This is a genomic window from Candidatus Manganitrophus morganii, assembly GCA_021651055.1.
Classification (GTDB): domain Bacteria; phylum Nitrospirota; class Nitrospiria; order SBBL01; family Manganitrophaceae; genus Manganitrophus; species Manganitrophus morganii.
The window spans coordinates 2848995-2870683 of the sequence record JAJHOH010000001.1 but is presented as its reverse complement, the minus strand read 5'-3'; the positions used below and the strand labels follow the sequence as shown (position 1 = coordinate 2870683).

Here is a 21689-nt window from a genome sequence, read left to right as displayed (position 1 = left end):
TCTCACCCATTTTTTGTTTAGAGGAGCCGCTGCATGCCGTACGTGACCATCCATCTTCAACAAGGGACCCCGGAGTGGCTGGAATGGCGCCGTCAAGGAATCGGAGCCTCCGATGCGCCGACGATCATGGGGGAGAATCCCTGGAAGAGCGCCGACGACCTGCTGCAGGAAAAATGCAACGGGGAAAACACCCGCCCCAATGCGGCGATGGCAAGAGGGAACGCGCTGGAGCCGGAGGCGAGAAAACGCTACGAAACCAAGGTGGGGGTCGCCTTCACACCGGCCTGCCTGCAAAGCGTGAAACAGGAGTGGCTGAGGGCGAGCGTCGACGGTGTGGCGGCGAACGGAACGGCGGTGGTGGAGATAAAATGCGGAGAGAGTGTGTATCGCAAGGTGGCGGCCTCCGGGGATGTCCCCGGTTACTACTATGGCCAATTGCAGCACATCCTCGCCGTCATCCCGCTTCAATCGATCGACTTCTACTGCTATCTGCCGGGGAGGCCGGAGCTTCACCTGAAGGTGGCGCGGAACGAACGGTACATCGGCCGTCTCCTGGAGACCGAATATCTCTTCTGGCAGAAGTTATTAAAAATCAGACAAGAAGCGGTGCAACGATAAGGTTGGACAATCAATGACAGCGACGACAACGGCAAAGAAAGCTCATCGCCCTGCCGAGGGTCGGGGCGTTGCGTCGATGGAAATGGAATCACCCTCAATGAGAATTTGATAGGAGTGGGCAAGAATGGTTTCAAGTCAGGCAAAAACGATAGAAGAATACCTCAGTGAACTTCCGGCGGACCGCCGGGCGATTGTAATGAAAGTCAGAAGCGTGATCCTGGAAGCGCTTCCCGAGGGTTATGAAGAAGTGATGAACTGGGGAATGATCTCCTATCAGGTCCCGCTGGAGCGTTATCCCAAAACCTACAACGGACAGCCCCTTCTCTATGCCGGCATCGCGGCGCAGAAAGGGTACTATTCCCTCTACCTGACCAGCATCTTTCAGGACGCCAAGCTGGGGGCGAAGCTGCAAGCCGCCTATAAACTCTCCCGCAAGCACCTCGACATGGGAAAGTCGTGCATCCGCTTCATGCGGATCGAGAACCTGCCGCTGGAAGTGATCGGCGAAATCGTCGCGAGTGTGTCGGTGGAAAAGTTCTTGGAAACCTACGAAAAAGCGCGCGACCGCTAATAACCGGCCTACCCTTTATTTGGGGCGTGGGGCGGAGCCCCATTGCCTGAAATGTAAGCCAGACCCTTGTTGTCCAGACGATGGAGGTTTAAAGTAGGAAGAAAAGGAACAGCATAAGAGAATTTCTCAGGCAAGGAGACCGCATGAAGAACATCCTCTCAATGGCAAAAGGAAGCGAAATGGCAAAAACAGCGGCGCTGACGCTCCCCGAAATCGGACTGATCAGCGGAACACGCGCCCTCCTCGGCGCGGGAGTAGCGTTGTTGCTCGCCGACCGATTTAATTTGAGCCAACGGAAGGCGATCGGATGGACCCTTCTGCTGGTCGGCGCGGCCACCACCCTCCCGCTGCTGATGAACGTCTTAAGCAAGCGGCAATCGTCCTAACAACAGGATGCTCTTTTTTATGATCCCCCCTCGGGCCCCTCGGCGAGAGCCGATTCGATCTTCGCGATCAATGCCGAGAAAACCGCCTCGTCCCCTTCGAGCCGCTTCGCGATCATCTTCATCGACGCGGCCTCCTTCACCCCCAGCCCGATCGTCTGCGCGTAGCGGATCTGCCGCTGCGCCCAGACGCTGATCTCAGCGACCCCTTTCCAGCGGTTGAAGTGTTTAATCAATCCGAGCCCGACAACGTCGGCCGCGATCCGATCGCCGCTGGCGAAGATCATGTTCGTCTTCTCCGCCGGCCCCTCTTGCGGGCCGCCGGCGACCATGATCGTCGTGGCATCGACGATGTTTAGGTCGGGATGGGCCGCCAAATTCATCTCCGCCACCACCTCCTCCCAGCGGGCGGGGTTCACCCGATAGGGGCGGTTCCGGGGGTGGGTCACCCCGACCAGGTTTTTGAGGCAGATCGAGTAGGTCGCGCTCTGATGGGTCTTCACCACCGGGACGTTGACGAGAAGATCGGCCTCATAAACCGGCCGGGCGACGTAAATCTTCCCGCTCAACTGCGCCTGCGGCGGCTTCACCTCGATCCACTCGGCGTCGTCGAAGTCGATCACCTCCGCCCCCGCCTCCCGCGCCGCGGCCTCGATCCCGGTCTCTTTCAGATTCTTCCGGGTCGGCAGCCGGATCACCCCCGACATGTCGCCGACGATCACCTTGCCGGCCCCCCCCTCATAAAGGAGCTTCACCACGCTCCGGACGACCTCCGGGTTCGTCGTCGCCGGCGGCGGGTTGTGCGAGACGACGTTCGGTTTCAACAGAACGGTCTTCCCTTTCAGATCGAGCCGCCCGATCCCGCCGATCAGATCAACCGCCTCCCGGACCATCCGGTCGATCGTTTCCCCGCCGACGACGGAGACCAACGCCTTTCCGTCCTGAACGAACCGGTTCGGTTTGGGACGCGGGACCGGCCGCAGCTCGCCGTCGGGGGAAGTGAACGAGCGAAAGAGGTTGAACGGGTTGGCGATGAAGATCGGAAGCAGCGCCCCGGCCATTTGGATGAACGAGCGGCGGGAAGGGGAAATGGGATCGGATTCTTCGTTCAAATTTTCTTCCTTCATTTACAATTTTTCTCACAACGACTTTTTATTTTGATTCCTCATTCGTAATTCCTAATTGGTCTTTTTTTCGCTCTCCCGCAGATGTTTCACCTTGGCGTTGATGAAGTCCGAATGGGTCAGCCTCAATCCGTATGCGATCGCGCGGACCTCCTCCACCTCGGAATGGGTCAGATCGGTATCGACCCCGGCGATATCGAAAAGACACTCGATCAGCTGAATCCGCTGCGCCGGGGTGCTCTTCTCGTAAAATTCCCGGGTCAGCCGGAACCGGTCGAGGCTCCCGGCCGCCTCCCGGATGACCGACTCGATCACCGCCGTCCCTTCACTGTCGAATCCGGCGATCTCTTTCAGATGTTTTTTTAAAACGGCCATCTGGGTGTCGGTGAGCGGCTGGTGGAGCGACGCCACGTGGGCGAGCAGCCCGCCGAAGAGCGACGCATAGGTCAGCGCCTCCGGATCGGCCTCGATCGAGAGCTTATCCCGCTCCAGCTTCCGCCGCACTTTAAACAAAATCCGATTGTTGAGAAACTCATGCAGCTCCTCGCTCCGCTTCGAGCGGCGCGCCGGTTTGAAGACCGTCTCCTGAAAAAGCCCCCGGATGCGCCCGAACAAGGCGGGAGCCGGCCCCGCTTCATTGATGATGCCGGAAAACCGCTCCAGGAAAGCCTTCTCCTCGGGGGTGGTCACGCCGTCCGCCGCCGTCATCTTTTGAAGCGCCTCGATCACCTGTTGGCGCTCCCGGGCGCCGCCGAGGTGCTGAACGAAATCGTGAATCAGCAACTCCGCCTCCTCCTGGGTGACCGGGTCTTCCATATACATCTCGATCTTGGCCCATTCGTCTCCGGTCAAATCGAACTTGAACATAAAGTCCTTCAGAAAATTCAGCTCGTCGTGGCTGATCTCGCCGTCGGCCCAGGCAAGGGCGATCAGCACCCGAACCAAGGAGATTTTCTTTTCGTTTGACATAAGGTCTCTCTCCTTTCTCTTGATGATCTACCTGCTTTTCCGGCTGCGCCTCGATCCCTCGGCAAGGTGACAATAACGATCTTTTTTTCGACTGTCAACGGCCGCCCCGCACCTTGCTTTTTATTCTGAATCGGAAACAGCGTCATTCCCCTTACAGATTAAATTCCTCACGGAAGGGTAAGATGACCCCACTTATATAATAACGACTTGCAGACGAACACACAGGAGGTCTCAGATGCCGTACATCACCGTCGACAGGGAAAACTCGGGCAACATCGATCTCTATTACGAAGACCACGGTTCGGGCAGGCCGGTGGTGCTGGTTCATGGCTGGCCGCTGAGCGGCGACTCCTGGGAGAAGCAGGTGCCGGCCCTGCTCGATGCGGGCTGCCGGGTCATCACGTATGACCGCCGGGGCTTCGGAAAGTCGAGTCAGCCAACGTTCGGCTACGATTACGACACGATGGCCGAGGACCTCCACAAGCTGATTACAAAGCTCGATCTGCGGGACATCGCTCTGGTCGGCTTCTCCATGGGGGGCGGCGAGGTCGCCCGCTATCTCGGCGTCCACGGATCCGGACGGGTGAGCAAAGCGGTCTTCATGGCGGCGATTCCACCCTATATGCTCATGACCACCGACAATCCGGATGGGATCGACGGCAGCGTCTTCGACGGAATCAAAAAGGCGATCGTTGCAGACCGGCCGGCGCTTCTCTCCAAATTCCTCTCCGATTTCTATAACGTCGATCTCTTGAAAGGGGAGAAGGTGAGCGATGAGGCGGTCCACCTCAGCTGGATCGTCGCCGCGGAGGCCTCTCCCAAAGGGACGCTCGATTGCGTTACTGCGTTTTCGTCGACCGACTTCCGAAACGACCTGAAACGGATCGACATCCCGACGCTGGTGATCCACGGCGATGCCGACCGGATCTGCCCTTTCCCCGCCACCGGAAAGCGCATACGTGAGATTGTCAAGGGAAGCAGGCTGATCACGGTGGAAGGGGGACCGCACGGCATCAACTGGACCCATGCGGAAAAGGTCAACAGCGACCTGCTGGCGTTTCTCGGGGAGGCGGCCCGGAGGAAGGCCGCCGCATAATCCAAACCGGGACCATTCGATTGCCTTGATCGTCCTTGTATGACGTTTAAGGAAATAATTGTAAACCGCATTACAAAAGCGTAAGATCCTATCCGACACCGGAGCGGCCGCTCCAGGCGCATTGTTGATTATTGCTCCTTCACAGGCACCCACCATTACATGAAGAACAGGTCGGGATCGAGCTCATTCACCCTAATGGAATGCGACGAATGCCGCAGGCAATTCGACACGGCCGCCGGCGGGATTTGCAGCCGATGCCGGCGTCTCCTCTGCAATCGTCATCTGCACGGTTGGTTTCAGGGGTGGCGGGCTTTTAAAAGAGATGAGCCTCTCTGTGTGAATTGCCGGAAGGCGGAAAGTATCCGGAAAGACTAAATATATCCTCCGAGGTCATACGAAAGTCGAGCGGCTGACCCGCACAAGAACACAAGAGAGACCTCTCATCACTCATCCCCGAAAGGTTCCGGACATGCAGCCTCCGGAGGGAAAACGCAAACCATCCTCCTGGCCGAAACGGCTTCTTTCCCCGCTCATCCTGCTCCTCATGGGAATCTTCGTCTGCGGCCTCGCGCTCACCTTTATTTTTCCCACCGGCGTACTGACCCCTTCCTCGTTTGTGGCGCTCGATTTGATCCGGGCCGATTATCAAGCGATGCTCGACGAAGGAACCCGCGACTTCCCTGCCGAGACGACCGTCTATCGGGAACGGGATGAATGCTGGAAGCCGGGGAAGACCCTCTGCGTCTACGGCTGGTACACCGAATGGAGAGACGGGGTCTATCTCGCCAGTTATACGATGGCGACCCTGGAAGACGAACGAACTGGCGTCCTACGGGGATGGTGGTGGGAGGTCGATGTCCCCTCCAAACAGGTCCGCCCCGTCTGGCTTTCCGAACCGCTCCAAACTTTATATGGACTCCGCCCGACCGAGCGCTTCTCGAAAGAAACCCCGCCGCCCCGCCCGACCCTCCCCCCGCTGCTGAAAGCGCCATAGTCGCATCACCGGATCGGGACGTCGCTCATGAGTCGAGTCGACGTGGATCCTTCGACATTCCCCACACCAAGATGGGATAATAAGAGCCGCGCTTCCTTGACCGTTTTCGGACCCTTGGATATACTCCTCATCAGGATGATGATCGATGATATCAACCGCGTTTGAGGGGGAACCTATGCGTCGCTTTTTTTTGTTCCTGTCGCTCCTTGCTTTTTATTCTTCATCCACGACCGCCTGGGCAGACCATCATACCGAGTTTGTAAAAATCTCTCCCACGGTATTCGGACCGAGCGGACTCCTTTTTACCCAATCGGCCGACACGTTGGCTCCGGGACAAATTGAAATAGGGCTCAGCCTCGCGAACGAGCAGAGCGACAATCCGGACCTCACGTTAAACGAATTGATGCCCACGGTCACCGTCGGCCTTCTCGAACGCCTGGAGTTGTCGGCCCGCGCGGATTATCTGTTCGTGAATGTCGTCGGAATGGAGGAACGGACCCTCCAGGACGTCGATGTTTCCCTGAAGTGGCGTTTCATTGACGAGAACAAAAAAGACAACCTCCCCGCGGCCGGACTTTCCTTCACTTATTTTAAGCCGACCGGCAAGGACGAGCTGCGGCAGTTCGGATCGTGGGGATTCAAGGCGCTGCTCGTTTCGTCTGCGGAGGCCGAACTCGGAAAACCCGATAGCATCCTCGTCGGCTTTTATTTCGACGCCGGAATCATGATCTCCGATTTCGGAAAATCATATGAGGAAAGACACACGCTGGTCGACTTCGGCGCCCTCTTCCCCCTGACCGAATCAAAACAACTGCAGCTCCTCTTAGAGGTAAACACCACCCAAAACAACGACACCTTGCTCGAAGGAGACTACACCGGCCTGACGGCCGCGCTCCGCTATGTCACTTCTCACCTCAACGTCACCGGCGGAATACAGAAACGGACCCGGAGCGAATCAGGCGTCGACGATACGAATCGACTCGTCTTTCAGGGAAGTCTTCAGTTCTAACCCGGATGAGACTTCTCCGCCGACCGCTTCAAGCAAACAAGACCCGCCCTAAACCGATCGGGAGGCCCCCCCGATCTCTATCTTTCCTTTGACAAAATGCATGCCGACGAGCGAAAATAGCCGAAACCGCGAGAACGGCGATGCGACTCTCTCTCCCGAAACGGAATCAACGGCAAACTTCCTCCAGTCCGACCCGCCCGCGTAAACCGCCACAGGCACTCACCATCACATGAAGAACAGGTCGGGATCGAGCTCATTCACCCTGATGGAATGCGACCAATGCCGCAGGCAATTTGACACTGCGGACGGCGGGATCTGCAGCAGATGCCGGCGGCTTCTCTGCAACCGGCATCTGCACGGCTGGTTTCAAGGGTGGCGCGCTTTTAAACCGACGAACCTCTCTGTGTGAATTGCCGGAAGACAGAAAGTATGCGGAAACATTAAATGTATAATCCCTGGTCATTCGTAAAATATCCTGAAAAAGAAGTGTCTCCCTCTACCGAAGAAGAGGTCATTCGAAAAATCGGCCGACTGACCTCTACGAAAACACAATTGATTATTCTGCGTGAGAACGGTTTCAAAGAAAAATTTCGACTCAACGAAATTACCTCCGTTCGCCTGCATCAAAAATCACGCGTCAAATACCCGGCGTTAGGACTCGCACTGGCGTTGATCCTGATCCTCTCCTTCGGGACTTTCGGCTACTACTTCATTCCCCGCTTGGTCGACACCCAGAATCCGATGGTCATCGGCAGCCAAGGACGGATGGCCGGAATGCTCCTCATTGCCGTCCTTGGTTTCAGCGCCGTCGGCTTTTACTTGCTTTTCACCACGACAATGGGCGGAGAATGGTGGTGGCTTGAGCTGACCACTTCAGGGCGGACCTACGATTTTCCTCTCGCAAAGACGAAAGCAATCCAAGAACAAGACCTCCTGGCAGCACTTTCCGAGATGCACCTGCCGCTTTGACATGTCATCAAGAGACGAATGAATCTTTACTTTGACATTCCCCCTGCCGCCAGGCGAAAATATCTCAGGATCTGAGGAAGGCGATGCGCATCTTCACACAGAAACAGAAGCAACCTCTACGGCGAACCTCCAACGACCTCCGATCGCAATATCCGTCTCAACATCCTCATTCCCTGCTCCAGTTACAACGAACCCTCGGAAACCAATCGACCCAACGCCTGCAAACAAAACTAAAAATCAGCACCCCCGGAGACAAACACGAGCAGGAAGCCGATCGGATGGCAGCGCAGGTGATGCGGATGCCTGAGTCAAAGAAAGCATCCCCCTGTTCCTGCGGCGGCGAATGCGCCCCCTGCCGGACAAAACAGGCCGGACAGGCAGATCTGCAAACCCAACGGGCCGAGACGGCCGACGCCACCCAAAGCACCGTTCCCCCCATCGTCCACGAAGCTCTCCGCACGCCGGGCCACCCGCTCGATTCAGGGACCCGCGCCTTCTTCGAGCCGCGGTTCGGCTACGACTTAAGCCCGGTGCGAGTCCACACCGACCGGAAAGCGGTCACGTCGGCCCGCGCGGTCGATGCGCTCGCCTACACCGTCGGGCGGGATGTCGTCTTCGCCGAAGGGGAATATGCGCCGCACACCTCTCAAGGAAAAAAGCTGCTGGCGCACGAGCTGACCCATGTGGTCCAACAGGGGGGCGCCGCCCCGACGCTTCAACGGCAAGCGGGAGGGGGAGGCGCCGCCGCGCCGGCGCCCCGTTATTCGGTCACCACATCATCCGGGTGCAACACCGCCCCTTACAACAAGGCGGCCGTCGAAGCGGCGGCCCAAGCCGCCTTCAACCAAGTTCACACGAGCAACTGCGTGAAAACCAAGTCGTTGAAAGAAAACATCCTCGATGAATTTAACGGCCTGACGATCAAATGCAACCAGGGAACGGGCAACCCGTGCGGCCGGGCGAATCGCTTCTTCAGCTCCACCGTCAATCTCTACCCGGATGCGATGAACGCGATCTGCGGTCCGCTGGAATCGACGATTCTCCATGAAGTGATCCATCTGACCGAGTGGGCGCCGTTCGGACATGGGCCGCTCGCCGCCGGGTGCGAGAAATCGTGTTTCGGGTTCGGCTCGGGGGATGCCGCCAAATGCACCTACGACACCGGCTACGTGCCGGTGTTGAGCGCGTCGATCGGAAAAGCCTTTCCGGAGGAAGGGGCCTCGACGACGTACGCGCGCCTCTATCTCGGTCTGGAAAAACGGGGGCCGGTCCTCAGCTTTGTTCACCCCTCTCTCGGGATCGGCGTCGGCCTGATCGGCGAGACGACGGGAGAAGCCGGAGCCGCCTCGGCCGGATCGACGACGTTGGTCTCGCTGCTCGGCGGCCTTCGATTCGATCCGAGCAAGCCGGGCGGCGGCTATCTCTCCTTCTTCGGCGGGCCGGCGCTCGCCCTCGGCAGCGGCAAAGAGAAAATCGGCTACGAAGCGGGGGCGGCGCTCGGCTACCGCTGGCGCTGGCTCGATTTCTCGGTGAATGCCGGGCGGACCTATGACCCGACCCGAGAGGCCGGAATGGACCGGCTCTTCACCGTCGGCGCCACCCTCCAAATCGGACCAAGCGTGCCCCGCTGAGCGCGATCATTCGCTTGATCCTTTCAACAGGCCGGCTCTTGAAACATCCCCTTCCTTCTGATATTCTCCCGTTTCATGACGAGACCGCCAACCGTGGAACATCTAGGCCATCTCCATCACCTGAGATGAAAAACCCGCCACACCGTTTCTCCACCCATCGATTTAAGAAGGAATAGATAGCGAATGAAAGAGAAATCGAAATTAAGCAGTCCCCTCTTACACCTTGTTTTGGGCGCATTGCTCCTTTTGGTTTTAATGCTGGTGCGCGAGTTCAGATCGGGGGAGGCTCGGAAGAAACCGGCCGCTCCCTCGCCCACCGCGGCGTCCGCTCCGCCCGCCAAGCGGGCCGAGAACGCCGATCCCTTTTCTCCGGAAAGAATGGTTGATCTGGGAGAGCGGGTTCTTTTCGGGAACAACAATCCCCGCCTCGATTCGGATCAGGGCCTGCCGGTCGGCCGGGGCCAGTGCCCCTCCTGCCACAAGATTCTGCCGGAACAGCCGCCGAACCGCTTCCCGCCGTTGATCGGGGTGATGGCGCGCGCCGGCGAGCGAATCAAAGAAGAGCGCTACCGGGCGTTTGCCCGGCGGCACGCCGAGGCCGGGGAGCCGAAAACGGGAATCCGGCCCCATGCGAAAACCGCGGGCGAATATGTCATCGAGTCGATTTATTGCCCCAGCTGTTATGTGGTGGAGGGACTCGGCATTCAGGACTCGAACGACACCGTCAGCATGATGCCGCTCATTCCACGCCCGGATCTCGGGCTGAGCGACTATGAGATGGCGGCGGTCGTCGCCTATCTGCAGGCGGTCGAGGCGCAGGGGGATCTTTCGAAGGTGACGGCCAAAGAGGACTGGGAGAACTATTTCGGAAGGCAATTAACCCTCCCCGAAGGAGCGGACAAAAAGCCGCTGTCGGTCGCCGTGCCGCAGGACCTTTCGAAGGTCGGTCTCTCCAAAGAGCCGCCCGATGTGATCATCGAGAAGCTGGCGTGTTATGTCTGTCACAAAATCCCGACGGTCCGGATCGCGCAGGTCGGAACGATCGGTCCCGTGTTGACCCTCAAGACGATCGCCGAGAAGCGGATTCAATCTCCGGAATATCAACGCGCCTTAAGCGAGGGGAAGGTCCGGGCGACGACGCCGAAGCAATATGTGATCGAGTCGATCCTGAACCCGAGCGGGTTCATCGTTCCCGGCTTCGACGACGCCATGCCGAAGAACTTTAAAGAGCGGTTGACCTTCGGAGCGGCGGAAAACCTGGCCGAGTTCCTCCTGACCCTCGACGAGGGGGCGATGGAGAATCAGTTTCAGCCCTCTTCCGACGACGCCGGAAGCGTCTCGAAAATGAGGGACTAAAGGGAAGCCTTTTCGATCTCTTCTCTGAAGTTCACCCGAATCGACTTCATCGATGCGAATTCTCATCCAACGGGTCATCGAAGCCCAGGTCGCTGTCGATCAAGAGGTGATCGGCCGGATCGGTCCCGGCCTGGTCGTCCTCCTCGGCGTAGCGAAGGGAGACACCGCCGCGCAAGCCGTTCGTCTCGCGGAGCGGCTGCTCGCCTACCGGATCTTTGAGGATGAGGAAGGCCGGATGAACCGTTCCATCCAAGAGATCAAAGGCGCTTTTCTCGTCGTCTCGCAATTCACCCTGGTCGCCGACGTCGCCAAAGGAACCCGCCCCGGCTTCTCCACCGCCGCGCCCCCCGATCTCGCCGAGGCGCTCTACCGCACCTTTGTCGACCGCCTCGCCGCCTCCGGCCTCACCGTAGAGACCGGCCGGTTCGGCGCACACATGGTCGTCTCGCTTCATAATGACGGGCCGGTGACGTTTTTGCTGGAGGGGTGACTTTCCGCCGATCAAGAGACCGGGAGAGATTTTAAAAGGGGAATGCGGCGCGGCTGGAATGAAAACGACTCGCTAAATTGTCATTGCGGTTTTTGCAAGGCGGCGGCGCTTCTCGTACGCCTCGCGCGCGATCCGCACATCTTCCAGGAAATGCGGCAGCTCCTCCAAACGGAGCGCCTGCGGGCCGTCGACCAGCGCCTTGAGCGGCTCCGGATGGAAATCGACCAGAATCAGGTTGGCTCCCGCGATCACCCCTTGCGCCGTTGCGTGGAAGAGATCGAGCAGTCCGTCGGGCGAGCGGTCGCGGCTGCCGATCGAGTGGGAGGGGTCGATTCCGACCGGCATCCGGGTGAGGCGCTTCACCACCGGGATCTGAGCGAAGTCGACCAGGTTTCGATGCGGCGCGGCGAACGAGCTGTGCATTCCGCGCAGGCAGAAGATCACATTCGCGTTCCCTTCGCTCGCCAGATACTCGGCGGCGTTCAGCGACTCGGTGAGCGGGATGCCGTAGCCCCGCTTGATCAGCACCGGGTATTTCGCCTGCCGGCCGATCGATTTCAGAAGCTCGAAGTTCTGCGTGTTGCGGGTGCCGATCTGCAGCATCACCCCCGTCGGCCGGCCGGTCTGCTCCAGACAGGTGTCGATCTGCTCGACATGGTCCTCATGCGTCACCTCCATCGCAATCACCTTGATCCCGTATTTCCCCGCCAGCTCGAAGGTATACGGCAGACACCCCTTGCCATGTCCCTGGAAGGAGTAGGGATTGGTCCGCGGCTTGTAGGCCCCCATCCGCGTGCAGCGCTGGCCCTGCGCGGAAAGCGCCTTCAACATCGCCTCGACGTTCTCCTTCGTGTCGACGGCGCAAAGCCCGGCGAAGACATGGAGATTGTCCTGGTCGAACTGGATGCCGTTGTATTCGAACCCGATGGCGCGGCGTTCGTCTTTATGCCTTCCCAGGATGCGGTACTCCTCCGAGATCCGGACAACCCGCTCCACCGCCGGGAGGGCTTCGATCAGCTCCCGGTCGACTTTGGCGGTGTCTCCGATCAGATAGATCTCCGTGAGCCGCTGCGCCTTTCCTTGAACGATATGTTTCTGGACGCGAATGTTCGGAAGGGTGGCCAGGTAGGCCCAGGTCTGTTGGAAAGCGGCGCTGTTCTCGTCGATATGGGGGTGTAAAATCAAAAGCATAGATCAAACATTCCTCTTTTATGACCGCGGCCGACCGAGGTCTGATGGATACCGCCCCAAATCTCAGGGGCGGTTGATTTTTCCATGAAGCAGGGGGTTCTGTCAATCCCGTTCTGTAAGCCGTGATCGACGTGAAGAATAGGCAAAATTCGATATGAACGGGGCTCCCCATCGTAGAATAACCCATTCGTATTAGCTCCTCCGCGGAATAGTCCTCTTATTACATTTATGGCATAATCCCTTTTGGCGTTCGTTTTTATTCGGAATCGGAATAGAGTCGATGAGGGTTCCTCACATCTCTCCAACAGGCTTTATAGAATAAGGACGCAGCCCTAATACCTGAAAAAAGAATAAACGCTGCAAACAACGCAGTCTCTAAAAGATGATAGGAGGAGAATCATGAGACGAGTCGATTTCCTTGTCGGACAGAAAGATTTCAGCACATTGATCGCCGAGCAGTTTATGCAGCAGGATGTGGTCTATTTTTCGCCGTCGGTGAAGGCGCAATCGATTGCGGCGGCGCTCACTACCGGTAATTTCGGGAGTGTCCCCATTGTAAACGAGGAGAGGCGACCGGTCGGGATTGTCAGCGAGTTCGACCTGCTCAAGGCGGTGCGACAAGGAAAGTCCCTCAACGATCTCAGCGCGGCGGAGATCATGACCACGCCGCCGGTCACGGTCCTGCCGGAGAGCAAGGCAGACGACGTGTTGAAGATTCTGGAGGACAGGCATCTGATCCGGGTGCCGGTGGTCGATGAGGAGGGTCGGCTGGTCGGCATGGTGGCGCGCCGGGACCTGCTCCACGGCTATCTGCAGGCGCAAGTCCCCGACAAGGTCTGGTGGATGTAAACGGAACAGCGCGCCCCGATACTTTAATCAAACGACCCGGACCATGAGACGGATAAAAGCGCGCGAACCTCCCCTGGCGCACGCGCTCCTCTCTCCTGCTCATGATCCGGGTTTTTTCTTTCCGAAGCCGGCCGCGGCCGGCGGCCCCTCCAGCCCCGCTCCCTCGCGTTTCATTCGAGACCCCGCTGTGATGTATGTAGAAATTTATACTCAGCGGCCGTGTGGCCTACTTTCCACTTCTGTGGCATACTTATTCTGTATCCGGGATTTCATGCCGGCGGGATGAAGCCCGGATTGGTATGAATGAAACCGGCGGACCCTACAACGAAGGAGTCTCCCCAGAAACGAGTCATAGGAGGAATGGATGAGACGGATTGACTTTATGGTCGGACAAACGGATTTCAATACATTGACCGCTGCTCAGTTCATGCAGCAGGACGTGGTTTATTTTACAAAGACAGTGAAAGCGCAATCGATCGCCGCGGCGATCACTACCGGGAATTTCGGGAGCGTGCCGATCGTCGACAGCGATCTAAAACCGGTTGGGATCGTGAGCGAATACGATCTGCTGAAGGCGATGCGGCAGGGAAAGCAGCTGAACGAAATCAACGCCGGCGACATCATGACCAAACCGGCCATCACGGTCCCGTTCGAAGCGAGCTCGGCGGAAATCATGAAGGTCATGGAAGACAAACATCTGATCCGTGTCGCGGTGGTCGATGAGGAGGGGAAACTGGTCGGAATGTTGGCCCGAAGGGATCTGATGAAGGGCTACCTCCAATCGCAAGTCCCCGACAAGGTCTGGTGGATGTAGGACCTTCCCCAGAGATCTCCACTTTTTCTCTTCACAAGGAGGCGATGACCCGGTGACCTTTCCACCCCCCTGGAGGTGATCCGGGTCTTCGCCAAAGAGAAAGATCCAAAAAGCCCCCTCTCTTTCATTCACCCCGCCTCAATCACGACCCACCCTCTCCCGACCGCACGCAAAGGTTAAACGGTTGCGAAATCGGATCGGATCAGGTATAAAAAACCATTCATGACAAAAAATGTAAAGGAGCCGTGCTGATGGATTTTGTTCTCACCGACGCGGAAGTCCGCGTCTTGGGCTGCTTGATCGAAAAGGAGATGGCGACCCCCGACTATTACCCCCTCTCCCTCAACGCCCTTCAAAACGCCTGCAACCAAACCTCCAACCGCGACCCGGTCGTCTCTTATGATGAGAAGACGGTCGCCGAGGCGCTGGAAGCGCTGAAAACAAAGCGGCTGGCCACCCAAGACCAACTCGGCCGAGTGCCGAAGTATTCGGAGCTTTTTCTCAAGAGCGCCAACCTGGTGCAGCGGGAGGCCGCCGTCCTCTGCGTGTTGATGCTGCGGGGAGCGCAGACGGTCGGAGAGATCCGCGGGCGCACGGAGCGGCTTCATTCTTTCGCCGGCTTGGAAGAGGCCCAGAAGACCCTTCAAACATTGGAAGAGTGGGGCTACGTCGCCCTCCTTCCGCGGCAGCCCGGCCGGAAGGAATCGCGTTATGCCCACCTTCTCTCCGGCCCCCCCGAAAACAAAGAGGAGGCCCCTTCCGAATCGGCCCTCCGGAATGAACCGATGGAGAACGAGGCGGTCGCAAAACTCGAAAACGAGGTCAGGTCCCTCCGTCAGGAACTGGAGGAGTTGAAACGGACCCTCCACGATTTCAAGGCGCAATTTCAATAAGCAGAGTCCCGAAGAAAAACCGGATGACGGCCGTCAAAAAACGCTTTCTGATTGTCACCCTCCTCCTCGCCACGGTGGGACTCGATCGGGTCACCAAGGTGATCGCGCGCGATCGGCTCGAATCGGCTCCGCCGATTTCTCTCTTCGGCGGGATCGTCCGGCTGGACTATGTGGAGAATCCCGGCGCGTTTTTAGGCCTGGGGTCCGGGCTCTCGGAGACGACCCGCTTCTGGATTTTTTCCGTCCTCGTCGGCGGCTTTCTCGTGGGACTTTTCCTTTACGTTCTCATCAACCGCCGCTTGTCGGTGATCGAAGTCGTCGCCTTCTCCCTCATTTTGGGAGGGGGACTCGGCAACCTGATCGACCGCGTTCTTTACGATTACGTCATCGACTTCCTGGTCGTCGGGATCGGGAGACTTCGGACCGGCGTTTTCAACGTCGCCGATCTTGCAATTACGGCCGGAGTTGGTTTACTCTTCTTGCGTCAGATCCGCTCGGCTCGCCGGCAGGAACTTCAATCGAGGTCTTGAGATGATGGACGGTTCTCAAAAAAAACATCCCCTGCGCCCCCTCCCCTTTCTCCTTCTTTTAGGCCTCCTCTTCACCTCCATGACGGGGTGCGCCACGGATGGAAACACCCGTCCGATCTCTCCGTCGATCGGCCGCCAGGGAACGGTCCTGATCTCCGACACCCTCTTCTTCGGGCTGAGCACCGCGCGGGGCCCGGTCGGCGAGGCCGAATGGAGCGACTTTCTCCGGGACATCGTCACCCCCCGTTTTCCGGACGGCTTCACCTACTGGGAGGCCAACGGCCAGTGGCGCGGCGCCGACAACCGGCTCGTCCAGGAACGATCGATGGTCTTACAGATCATCCACCCCGATACCTTCCAGGCCGAATCGGCCATCCAGGAAATCATCCATCGCTACGAGCAGCAATACGAGCAAGATTCGGTCTTGCGGCTTCGGGATGCGGTTCAGGTCTGGTTTTGATGTCGTTCTGATCGCCGCCTGGGAACCTTCCCTGAAATCTTACTTGCCAGTCCGCCGACTTTCTTATCCTGTAGATCGTTCGCTTCATCGTTTTCGTTCAAGCGACCCTTTCTTATTCCGACATCGTCGATTACGCCCTCTGGTCGAGGCTGCCGCGGAAGCGACCGGCTCCCCGACCCGGAAGCGGTCGCGGCCCTTCTCCCCCGGATCGGCTGGTCGAAGGTCCGCTGGGATGCCGTTTTGGTTGGTGGCGGAGGATAGTGCACTTTAGAATGGGTCGAAGCGGCCTCACGATCTCAGTCCCCCATATATCTAAAAGACATATCTAAGATCACAAAAACCCAACCTGTTGCTATAATAAGATCGTGATCGGATGCGGCGCGTTCAAGAAACCGCCGTTGTCATCCGATCACGCATAACAATCCGGAGTCGATCACAATAAAAAGAAAACAGAAAAAGAGCGCAGAGGATGTTTCTTCCCGGTTTGCTCGGATCAATGGGGAACATCCTTTTAAAACGGCGGTTCCAAACGGCTTTGTCGATTATGCCGTGAGAACGCGCCATGGGGGGAAGCTCTTCTATTTTAATTTCGATCTTGCCGAAGAGATCGGCCTGATTCCAAAAAGAGCGCGCCGTGTGATCACCCCCGCGCTCAGCCAAGCCATCCTCGATACGTTCAGCCTGCAGATCATCAACGAATACGACATCACCCACCATGTCAAAATCCCGAAGGAAGACATCCGCCCCCATCGCTATATGGCGACCCGCTACTTGCAGATGCAGCATCCCGACAAAAAGGGGCATACCTCCGGCGACGGACGTAGCATCTGGAACGGGACGTTTAAAGGTCCTCATGGCCGATGGGATATTTCCAGCTGCGGCGCCGGCGTCACCTGCCTGAGCCCGGCGACGGCGATCGAAAAAAGATATTTTAAGACCGGCGATAAAAACGCGTCGTACGGCAGCGGCCGTTTGGATTTGTCGGACGGGGTCTGCGCGGCGCTGATGAGCGATATTTTCCATCGCAATCAAATCCGGACGGAGAGAACGCTGGCGGTGATCGCTTTTGACGACAACACCTGCATTACCGTGCGCGCCGGGAAAAATCTTTTGCGTCCCGCCCATTTCTTTAAATACCTCAAACAAGGAGATTACTCGGGATTAAAACGGGTGGTCGATTACCACATCGCCAGACAGGTCGAAAACAGAGAGTGGCCTTTGATCCGGAATGCCGGAGAGAAGTACGGCGACCTGCTGGAGCGGATCACCGTCGCGTTTGCAAAAGCCGCCGCGCAATTTGAGAGCGAATATATCTTTTGCTGGATGGAATGGGACGGAGACAATATCCTCACCGATGCGGGGATCATCGATTACGGCTCGGTCCGGCAGTTCGGCCTCTTTCACCATGAATACCGATATGACGACGTCGACCGCCTTTCCACCAGCATCACCGAACAGAAGAACAAGGCCAAATACCTCGTCCGAACCTTCGCGCAGCTCACCGACTTTTTGACCAGCGGAAAAAAGAAAAACCTGAGGGCCTTCAAAAACCATCCGTCGCTAAAACGGTTCGAGCGGATATTCGAGCAGACAAGGGATGAAGCCGTTCTCTACCGCATCGGTTTCGATCAAAACACCCAGGCCCTCTTATTGAAAAGCGCGCAGGATCGGGAGCGGGTCGGGGAATTCAGAACCATTTTGAGATATTTTGAAAAAGCGAAGGCGAAGCGGGGCCGTCATGCCGTGGCGGACGGGTTCAATTGGGACGCCATCTTCTGTATCCGCGATATCCTGCGCGAATTGCCCCCCCTCTATTTGTCCGCCGCCGACACAATCTCTCCAAAACAGTTCATCGATATTTTGCGGTCGGATTACGCCTCCACGGCCGATGTCCGGCTCAGTCGAAGCCGGCAGGAGAAGATCGCCCAGTTCCAGCGGGTGTATTGGAGCCTGGTCCGCCGGGCGGCCGATCTGGAGGGACGGACCACGGAGGAGGTCCTGCGTCAGATCGGGGACCGGTCCGCTCTGATCAACCGCTACAATAGGGTGACCGGAGACGCCATTATTTTCGTCGGGCAGCGGATGGTCAGAGAATGGAAAACGATCTCGACGGAAGAGTTGCACCAGATGTTCCAGGAGTTTGTGGAAGGGCAGATCTTGCGGCCGGAATCGCCCTCCGCAGCGGCCGCCCCGGGCCGACACGCGAAGAGCAGAAAAACACGGCGGCTGTTACATGCCATGTTGGATACGGTCAATAAATACCGGGAAAGCGTCTAGCGGAACCGGCCATTCTTTCTTTATTTACGATCAAATTACTTTAAACCGATCATCATGAAGGGGCGACGCATGCGTCGCCCCTCCTTGCGATGCTCCGCACAAAGGGATACAATCGGCCGACCCGGAATCTTTTCCCGCAAAGGAACGCTCCGATGAGTCGATCCGCTCCGCATCATCAAGAACCGCCCCCGCTGACCTTTCAGGCGCTGACGTCTCGAAATTGGAAAGACCTCGAAACGCTCTTCGGCCCGCGCGGGGCGTGCGGCGGCTGCTGGTGTATGTTTTGGCGATTGCCGCGGTCACAATTCAATCAACAAAAGGGAGAGGGAAACAGGGCCGCTTTCCAGAAGCTGGCCCGCTCCAAAGCCCCGCTCGGAATCTTGGCCTATGCTGCGGAGCAACCGGTCGCCTGGTGCGGCGTCGCCCCGCGGGAGAACTACCCTGCCTTGGAACGCTCCCGTATTCTGAAGCCGATCGATGACACCCCGGTCTGGTCGATCACCTGTCTCTTCGTCTCCAAACCGTTCCGGCGGAAAGGGATCACCCCGCGCTTGCTGAAAGCGGCGGTGGCCTTTGCGATGGAGAACGGCGCTCGGGCGGTTGAAGGATATCCGATCGAACCGAAGAAAGACGCCATGCCCGACCCGTTCGCCTGGACCGGCATCGCCTCGGCCTTTCGAAAGGCCGGATTCAAAGAAGCGCTCCGGCGCTCCGAAACGCGGCCGATCATGCGCTACGATCCCTCGGATGGAGCGCGCTGATTCTTTCTCGGAATCACGAACCGCCTCCCCAAGCGGCCCTGCTCTCGTCGGATCACATCCAGCTTCGAAATGCAATCCCCTTCGGCCGGTATGCCGCTCCGCTCCGTTGCAAACAAATGCCCCGATTCGCTACCATTTCTATATACATCTGCTCGATGGCTCCTCTTCGCTCTGGACTGAAGCAGATCCGATCGGTGATGGAAGAGATCGGCGTCGGGCGGGCTTTCTTCTTACAGAGAAACGGGAGAGGCCCAAGGGTCCTCCTTCTCATCCACTTGCTTACATTCCTATGGAGCTTTCGAAAATGTATTTAGATAAACGGATTCGCCCTCTTCCGGAAGAGGTAAGACACTACCTGGCGGGGCAATTTGCGGCGGTCTATTCAGATCTGGTGGACGAAGCCTTTCCGGACCTCGATCGGGAGCGGAAGAACATTCGCATACAGACCTTGATCGAGGGGATCATCCATTCTTTGATTCGGCTCTCCTCGCGGGACAATGCGCCGACGGAAGATCTGCTGCGGCAGGCAAGCGAGCAGCTCAAAGAACTTTATCCGGAAGACCGGCACCCCCTGATCGACACGCTCACCGAATTTATCATGCCGAATCTGGTCGATCGTCCCGCCGAACGGACGGAACGAGGGGCTGCGTGATCCCCCGAAAAAAAGAGCGGCCCTCTTATTCCCGGCCGGCGGAGGAGCGCGGCCGGTCCGACATCCCGGAGCCGCCGCGCGGCCGGCGGCGGCTCCTCTGGCTCGGCCCCGGCTTTCTCTGGATGGTCTCCGCCACCGGCTCCGGCGAGCTGCTCTTCACCCCGCGCGTCGCCGCCCTCTACGGCTATGCGCTTCTCTGGGGCCTCCTGGCGGCGGTCCTTCTCAAGTGGTTCATCAACCGCGAGGTCGGACGCTTCGCGGTCTGCACCGGCGTCTCGCTGCTCGATGGTTTCTCGAAGCTCCCCGGACCGCGAAATTGGGCGGTCTGGCTGATTCTGGTCCCTCAGCTCTTGGTCGCCGCCACCACCGTCGCGGGATTGGCCAGCGCCGCCGCCACAGCCCTGATCTTGATCCTGCCGGGGGAGATCCGCCTCTGGACGGCCGGCCTCATCTCCCTCTCCGCATTTCTGGTTTTAAAGGGCCATTACCGGATCATCGAGCGGATCGCGACGGCGGTGGCGATCCTCCTTGCCGTCCTCGTCCTCACCGCCGCCTTGCTGCTCTTTCCCGATCCGGCGGCGCTCGCCGAGGGATTGATCCCGCGCCTCCCCCCGAACGTCGACTATGGGGAGGTCCTCCCCTGGCTCGGATTTATGCTTTCGGGGGCCGCCGGGTTCATCTGGTATTCGTTCTGGATTCCCCGAAAGGGATACGGCGCCGCCGGTGCGCGCCGCGCGGCCTCGGAAGAAGGGGTCGATTCGTCCTCCGCAGGCCGGCAGCGCCTGCGCGGCTGGCTCACGCAGATGACCCTCGACAATACGGTCGGGGTGATCGGCGCGCTGGCGATCGCCATCGCCTTCCTGATTCTCGGCGCGGAGCTGCTGAAGCCGAGAGGCTTGGTTCCCGACGAAGATCGGGTCGCCGCCACCCTCGGCCACCTGCTGGGAGGGGTCTGGGGACCGGCCGGATACTGGTTCATGGTCGCCGGCGTCTTGATCGGATTTTGGGGAACGGTCCTTTCGGTCCAGGACGGCTTTTCGCGGCTCCTCGGGACCGGGACCCGTCTCCTCGTCGCCCCGCTCCATCCGGGAGGGCGATGGGGAGACGAGGCCTTCTGGCGCCGCGTTTATTTAATCGGTTGGGTCACCCTTTTTCCGATCGTTCTCTTCTTTTTCGTCGGCAAGCCGGTCGGCCTGCTGAAACTCGCCGGCGGGATCGAAGCGGCCCACATTCCGATCGTCGCCGGACTGACCCTCTATCTGAATCGCCGCCGTCTTCCGCCGGAGTTGCAACCCTCCCGCCCCGCCTTCCTCGCCACCACCCTCGCCGCCCTCTTCTTCGCCGGCTTCGCCCTCGTCTACCTCTGGAGCCTGTTCACCCCAGAGGGATGATCTCCCCTACGATTGCATCCACTCCGAATCCGCATTCTGCAATCCGCAATGGATTCTCTCCCCCTTGCCGGAGCGCTCCCTTTCTGCCATAATGCCCCCGCTGCCCTGAATCGGACCCTAAAGACCCCGGATGGACACGAAGAGCGCATTCTTCATTGAACATACCGAGCGACTCCTCCAAAGCTTTACGCATTGGACCGGCCGGGATCTTCTCATCCCCGCCGGTTCTTCAAGCAGACTCGCCGAACAGCTTTTTCACGCCCCTTTCGTGGTCGTCTCCCACGGCGTCGAAGATGACCCCCTCCTCGATTACGGAAACGAAACCGCGCTGGCCCTTTGGGAAATGTCGTGGGAAACGTTTACCCGCACCCCCTCCCGGCTGACGGCGGAGCCGGTCAGCCGGGAAGAGCGGGCGCGCCTGCTGGCGGAGGTCACCCGAAAAGGCTTCATCGACAACTACAAAGGGATCCGAATCTCCCGCACCGGCCGGCGTTTTATGATCGAGCAGGCGCTGGTCTGGAATCTGCTCGACAAGGAAAACCGCCACTGTGGACAAGCAGCGACATTTTGGCGATGGAAATACTTGTAAGGTACAATATGAAAATAGGAATTAAAGCCGGGAAACCGAGTTTCAATTCCTAAATTCCACATTCCTCATTCG

General features: G+C 58.4%; 23 protein-coding genes. 20 read left to right on the top strand and 3 right to left on the bottom strand.

The features are described 5' to 3' along the window. The first annotated feature begins 33 nt into the window (after positions 1-33). From MCM46_13275 to MCM46_13265, 3 genes are all read left to right on the top strand, one after another. Entirely contained in the window at positions 34-618 is a 585-nt protein-coding gene (locus tag MCM46_13275) for a YqaJ viral recombinase family protein (protein MCG3112781.1), read from the top strand. Positions 619-814: 196 nt separating this feature from the next. Continuing rightward, the gene (locus MCM46_13270) at positions 815-1189 is read left to right on the top strand and encodes a DUF1801 domain-containing protein (GenBank protein ID MCG3112780.1); all 375 of its coding nucleotides are present in this window, start codon (positions 815-817) and stop codon (positions 1187-1189) included. A 143-nt stretch (positions 1190-1332) separates the two neighbouring features. Beyond that, a complete protein-coding gene (locus MCM46_13265; GenBank protein MCG3112779.1) occupies positions 1333-1575 on the top strand; it encodes a hypothetical protein in 243 nt (80 codons plus the stop codon). A gap of 17 nt (positions 1576-1592) precedes the next feature. Here the strand turns inward: MCM46_13265 and MCM46_13260 are convergent, their stop codons facing one another. Together MCM46_13260 and MCM46_13255 are read right to left on the bottom strand one after the other, a co-directional pair. Then, the gene (locus MCM46_13260; protein MCG3112778.1) at positions 1593-2684 is read right to left on the bottom strand and encodes a DUF362 domain-containing protein; all 1092 of its coding nucleotides are present in this window, start codon (positions 2682-2684) and stop codon (positions 1593-1595) included. A 66-nt stretch (positions 2685-2750) separates the two neighbouring features. Then, on the bottom strand, positions 2751-3665 hold the full coding sequence (locus MCM46_13255; protein MCG3112777.1) for a TerB family tellurite resistance protein: 915 nt from the start codon (positions 3663-3665) through the stop codon (positions 2751-2753). 235 nt (positions 3666-3900) lie between these two features. Here MCM46_13255 and MCM46_13250 point away from each other — a divergent pair, with 235 nt between their 5' ends. The 7 genes from MCM46_13250 (at position 3901) to dtd (ending at position 11210) form a co-directional block, all read left to right on the top strand. Beyond that, complete coding sequence (locus tag MCM46_13250) at positions 3901-4761, top strand: alpha/beta hydrolase (protein ID MCG3112776.1); 861 nt, start codon at positions 3901-3903, stop codon at positions 4759-4761. A 469-nt stretch (positions 4762-5230) separates the two neighbouring features. Beyond that, positions 5231-5755: a hypothetical protein gene (locus MCM46_13245; protein ID MCG3112775.1), complete on the top strand. Its 525-nt coding sequence runs from the start codon at positions 5231-5233 to the stop codon at positions 5753-5755. 175 nt (positions 5756-5930) lie between these two features. Further along, the gene (locus MCM46_13240) at positions 5931-6764 is read left to right on the top strand and encodes a hypothetical protein (protein ID MCG3112774.1); all 834 of its coding nucleotides are present in this window, start codon (positions 5931-5933) and stop codon (positions 6762-6764) included. Between the two features lie 444 nt (positions 6765-7208). Beyond that, positions 7209-7733: a hypothetical protein gene (locus MCM46_13235; protein MCG3112773.1), complete on the top strand. Its 525-nt coding sequence runs from the start codon at positions 7209-7211 to the stop codon at positions 7731-7733. An 83-nt stretch (positions 7734-7816) separates the two neighbouring features. Then, positions 7817-9364: a DUF4157 domain-containing protein gene (locus tag MCM46_13230; protein MCG3112772.1), complete on the top strand. Its 1548-nt coding sequence runs from the start codon at positions 7817-7819 to the stop codon at positions 9362-9364. A gap of 183 nt (positions 9365-9547) precedes the next feature. Continuing rightward, positions 9548-10720 carry a hypothetical protein gene (locus tag MCM46_13225; protein MCG3112771.1) on the top strand — a complete coding sequence of 391 codons (1173 nt, stop codon included), beginning with the start codon at positions 9548-9550 and terminating at the stop codon, positions 10718-10720. Between the two features lie 52 nt (positions 10721-10772). Then, positions 10773-11210: a D-aminoacyl-tRNA deacylase gene (gene dtd / locus MCM46_13220; GenBank protein MCG3112770.1), complete on the top strand. Its 438-nt coding sequence runs from the start codon at positions 10773-10775 to the stop codon at positions 11208-11210. A 72-nt stretch (positions 11211-11282) separates the two neighbouring features. Here the strand turns inward: dtd and MCM46_13215 are convergent, their stop codons facing one another. After that, positions 11283-12401 carry a hypothetical protein gene (locus MCM46_13215; protein MCG3112769.1) on the bottom strand — a complete coding sequence of 373 codons (1119 nt, stop codon included), beginning with the start codon at positions 12399-12401 and terminating at the stop codon, positions 11283-11285. Between the two features lie 399 nt (positions 12402-12800). On the opposite strand from MCM46_13215, the gene MCM46_13210 reads away from it, so the two are divergent. The 10 genes from MCM46_13210 to MCM46_13165 all read left to right on the top strand — a co-directional run bounded on the left by MCM46_13210 (position 12801) and on the right by MCM46_13165 (position 21617). Further along, positions 12801-13250, top strand: a complete 450-nt coding sequence (locus MCM46_13210; protein MCG3112768.1) for a CBS domain-containing protein — start codon at positions 12801-12803, stop codon at positions 13248-13250. Positions 13251-13614: 364 nt separating this feature from the next. Then, positions 13615-14064: a CBS domain-containing protein gene (locus MCM46_13205; protein MCG3112767.1), complete on the top strand. Its 450-nt coding sequence runs from the start codon at positions 13615-13617 to the stop codon at positions 14062-14064. A gap of 251 nt (positions 14065-14315) precedes the next feature. Next, on the top strand, positions 14316-14957 hold the full coding sequence (locus MCM46_13200) for a YceH family protein (protein ID MCG3112766.1): 642 nt from the start codon (positions 14316-14318) through the stop codon (positions 14955-14957). 23 nt (positions 14958-14980) lie between these two features. Further along, positions 14981-15487 (top strand): signal peptidase II, encoded by a 507-nt coding sequence (gene lspA, locus MCM46_13195; protein MCG3112765.1) that lies wholly within the window; start codon positions 14981-14983, stop codon positions 15485-15487. Position 15488: 1 nt separating this feature from the next. Further along, on the top strand, positions 15489-15947 hold the full coding sequence (locus MCM46_13190) for a DUF3574 domain-containing protein (protein ID MCG3112764.1): 459 nt from the start codon (positions 15489-15491) through the stop codon (positions 15945-15947). A 549-nt stretch (positions 15948-16496) separates the two neighbouring features. Further along, positions 16497-18224 carry a protein adenylyltransferase SelO family protein gene (locus MCM46_13185; GenBank protein MCG3112763.1) on the top strand — a complete coding sequence of 576 codons (1728 nt, stop codon included), beginning with the start codon at positions 16497-16499 and terminating at the stop codon, positions 18222-18224. Between the two features lie 152 nt (positions 18225-18376). After that, positions 18377-18985, top strand: a complete 609-nt coding sequence (locus tag MCM46_13180; protein MCG3112762.1) for a GNAT family N-acetyltransferase — start codon at positions 18377-18379, stop codon at positions 18983-18985. Between the two features lie 304 nt (positions 18986-19289). Next, positions 19290-19637 (top strand): hypothetical protein, encoded by a 348-nt coding sequence (locus MCM46_13175; GenBank protein ID MCG3112761.1) that lies wholly within the window; start codon positions 19290-19292, stop codon positions 19635-19637. Then, positions 19634-21028 carry an Nramp family divalent metal transporter gene (locus MCM46_13170; GenBank protein MCG3112760.1) on the top strand — a complete coding sequence of 465 codons (1395 nt, stop codon included), beginning with the start codon at positions 19634-19636 and terminating at the stop codon, positions 21026-21028. Before MCM46_13175 ends, MCM46_13170 begins: the two co-directional genes overlap by 4 nt. 130 nt (positions 21029-21158) lie before the next feature. Next, positions 21159-21617 carry an MEKHLA domain-containing protein gene (locus MCM46_13165; GenBank protein ID MCG3112759.1) on the top strand — a complete coding sequence of 153 codons (459 nt, stop codon included), beginning with the start codon at positions 21159-21161 and terminating at the stop codon, positions 21615-21617. Positions 21618-21689 lie beyond the last annotated feature (72 nt).

Bases quoted from the DNA above. Each gene is read 5' to 3' on its own strand.
- MCM46_13275 (MCG3112781.1), top strand. From the start codon at position 34: ATGCCGTACGTGACCATCCATCTTCAACAAGGGACCCCGGAGTGGCTG.
- MCM46_13270 (MCG3112780.1), top strand. From the start codon at position 815: ATGAAAGTCAGAAGCGTGATCCTGGAAGCGCTTCCCGAGGGTTATGAA.
- MCM46_13265 (MCG3112779.1), top strand. From the start codon at position 1,333: ATGAAGAACATCCTCTCAATGGCAAAAGGAAGCGAAATGGCAAAAACA.
- MCM46_13255 (MCG3112777.1), bottom strand. From the start codon at position 3,665: ATGTCAAACGAAAAGAAAATCTCCTTGGTTCGGGTGCTGATCGCCCTT.
- MCM46_13250 (MCG3112776.1), top strand. From the start codon at position 3,901: ATGCCGTACATCACCGTCGACAGGGAAAACTCGGGCAACATCGATCTC.
- MCM46_13245 (MCG3112775.1), top strand. From the start codon at position 5,231: ATGCAGCCTCCGGAGGGAAAACGCAAACCATCCTCCTGGCCGAAACGG.
- MCM46_13240 (MCG3112774.1), top strand. From the start codon at position 5,931: ATGCGTCGCTTTTTTTTGTTCCTGTCGCTCCTTGCTTTTTATTCTTCA.
- MCM46_13235 (MCG3112773.1), top strand. From the start codon at position 7,209: ATGTATAATCCCTGGTCATTCGTAAAATATCCTGAAAAAGAAGTGTCT.
- MCM46_13230 (MCG3112772.1), top strand. From the start codon at position 7,817: ATGCGCATCTTCACACAGAAACAGAAGCAACCTCTACGGCGAACCTCC.
- MCM46_13225 (MCG3112771.1), top strand. From the start codon at position 9,548: ATGAAAGAGAAATCGAAATTAAGCAGTCCCCTCTTACACCTTGTTTTG.
- dtd (MCG3112770.1), top strand. From the start codon at position 10,773: ATGCGAATTCTCATCCAACGGGTCATCGAAGCCCAGGTCGCTGTCGAT.
- MCM46_13215 (MCG3112769.1), bottom strand. From the start codon at position 12,401: ATGCTTTTGATTTTACACCCCCATATCGACGAGAACAGCGCCGCTTTC.
- MCM46_13210 (MCG3112768.1), top strand. From the start codon at position 12,801: ATGAGACGAGTCGATTTCCTTGTCGGACAGAAAGATTTCAGCACATTG.
- MCM46_13205 (MCG3112767.1), top strand. From the start codon at position 13,615: ATGAGACGGATTGACTTTATGGTCGGACAAACGGATTTCAATACATTG.
- MCM46_13200 (MCG3112766.1), top strand. From the start codon at position 14,316: ATGGATTTTGTTCTCACCGACGCGGAAGTCCGCGTCTTGGGCTGCTTG.
- lspA (MCG3112765.1), top strand. From the start codon at position 14,981: ATGACGGCCGTCAAAAAACGCTTTCTGATTGTCACCCTCCTCCTCGCC.
- MCM46_13190 (MCG3112764.1), top strand. From the start codon at position 15,489: ATGATGGACGGTTCTCAAAAAAAACATCCCCTGCGCCCCCTCCCCTTT.
- MCM46_13180 (MCG3112762.1), top strand. From the start codon at position 18,377: ATGAGTCGATCCGCTCCGCATCATCAAGAACCGCCCCCGCTGACCTTT.
- MCM46_13175 (MCG3112761.1), top strand. From the start codon at position 19,290: ATGTATTTAGATAAACGGATTCGCCCTCTTCCGGAAGAGGTAAGACAC.
- MCM46_13165 (MCG3112759.1), top strand. From the start codon at position 21,159: ATGGACACGAAGAGCGCATTCTTCATTGAACATACCGAGCGACTCCTC.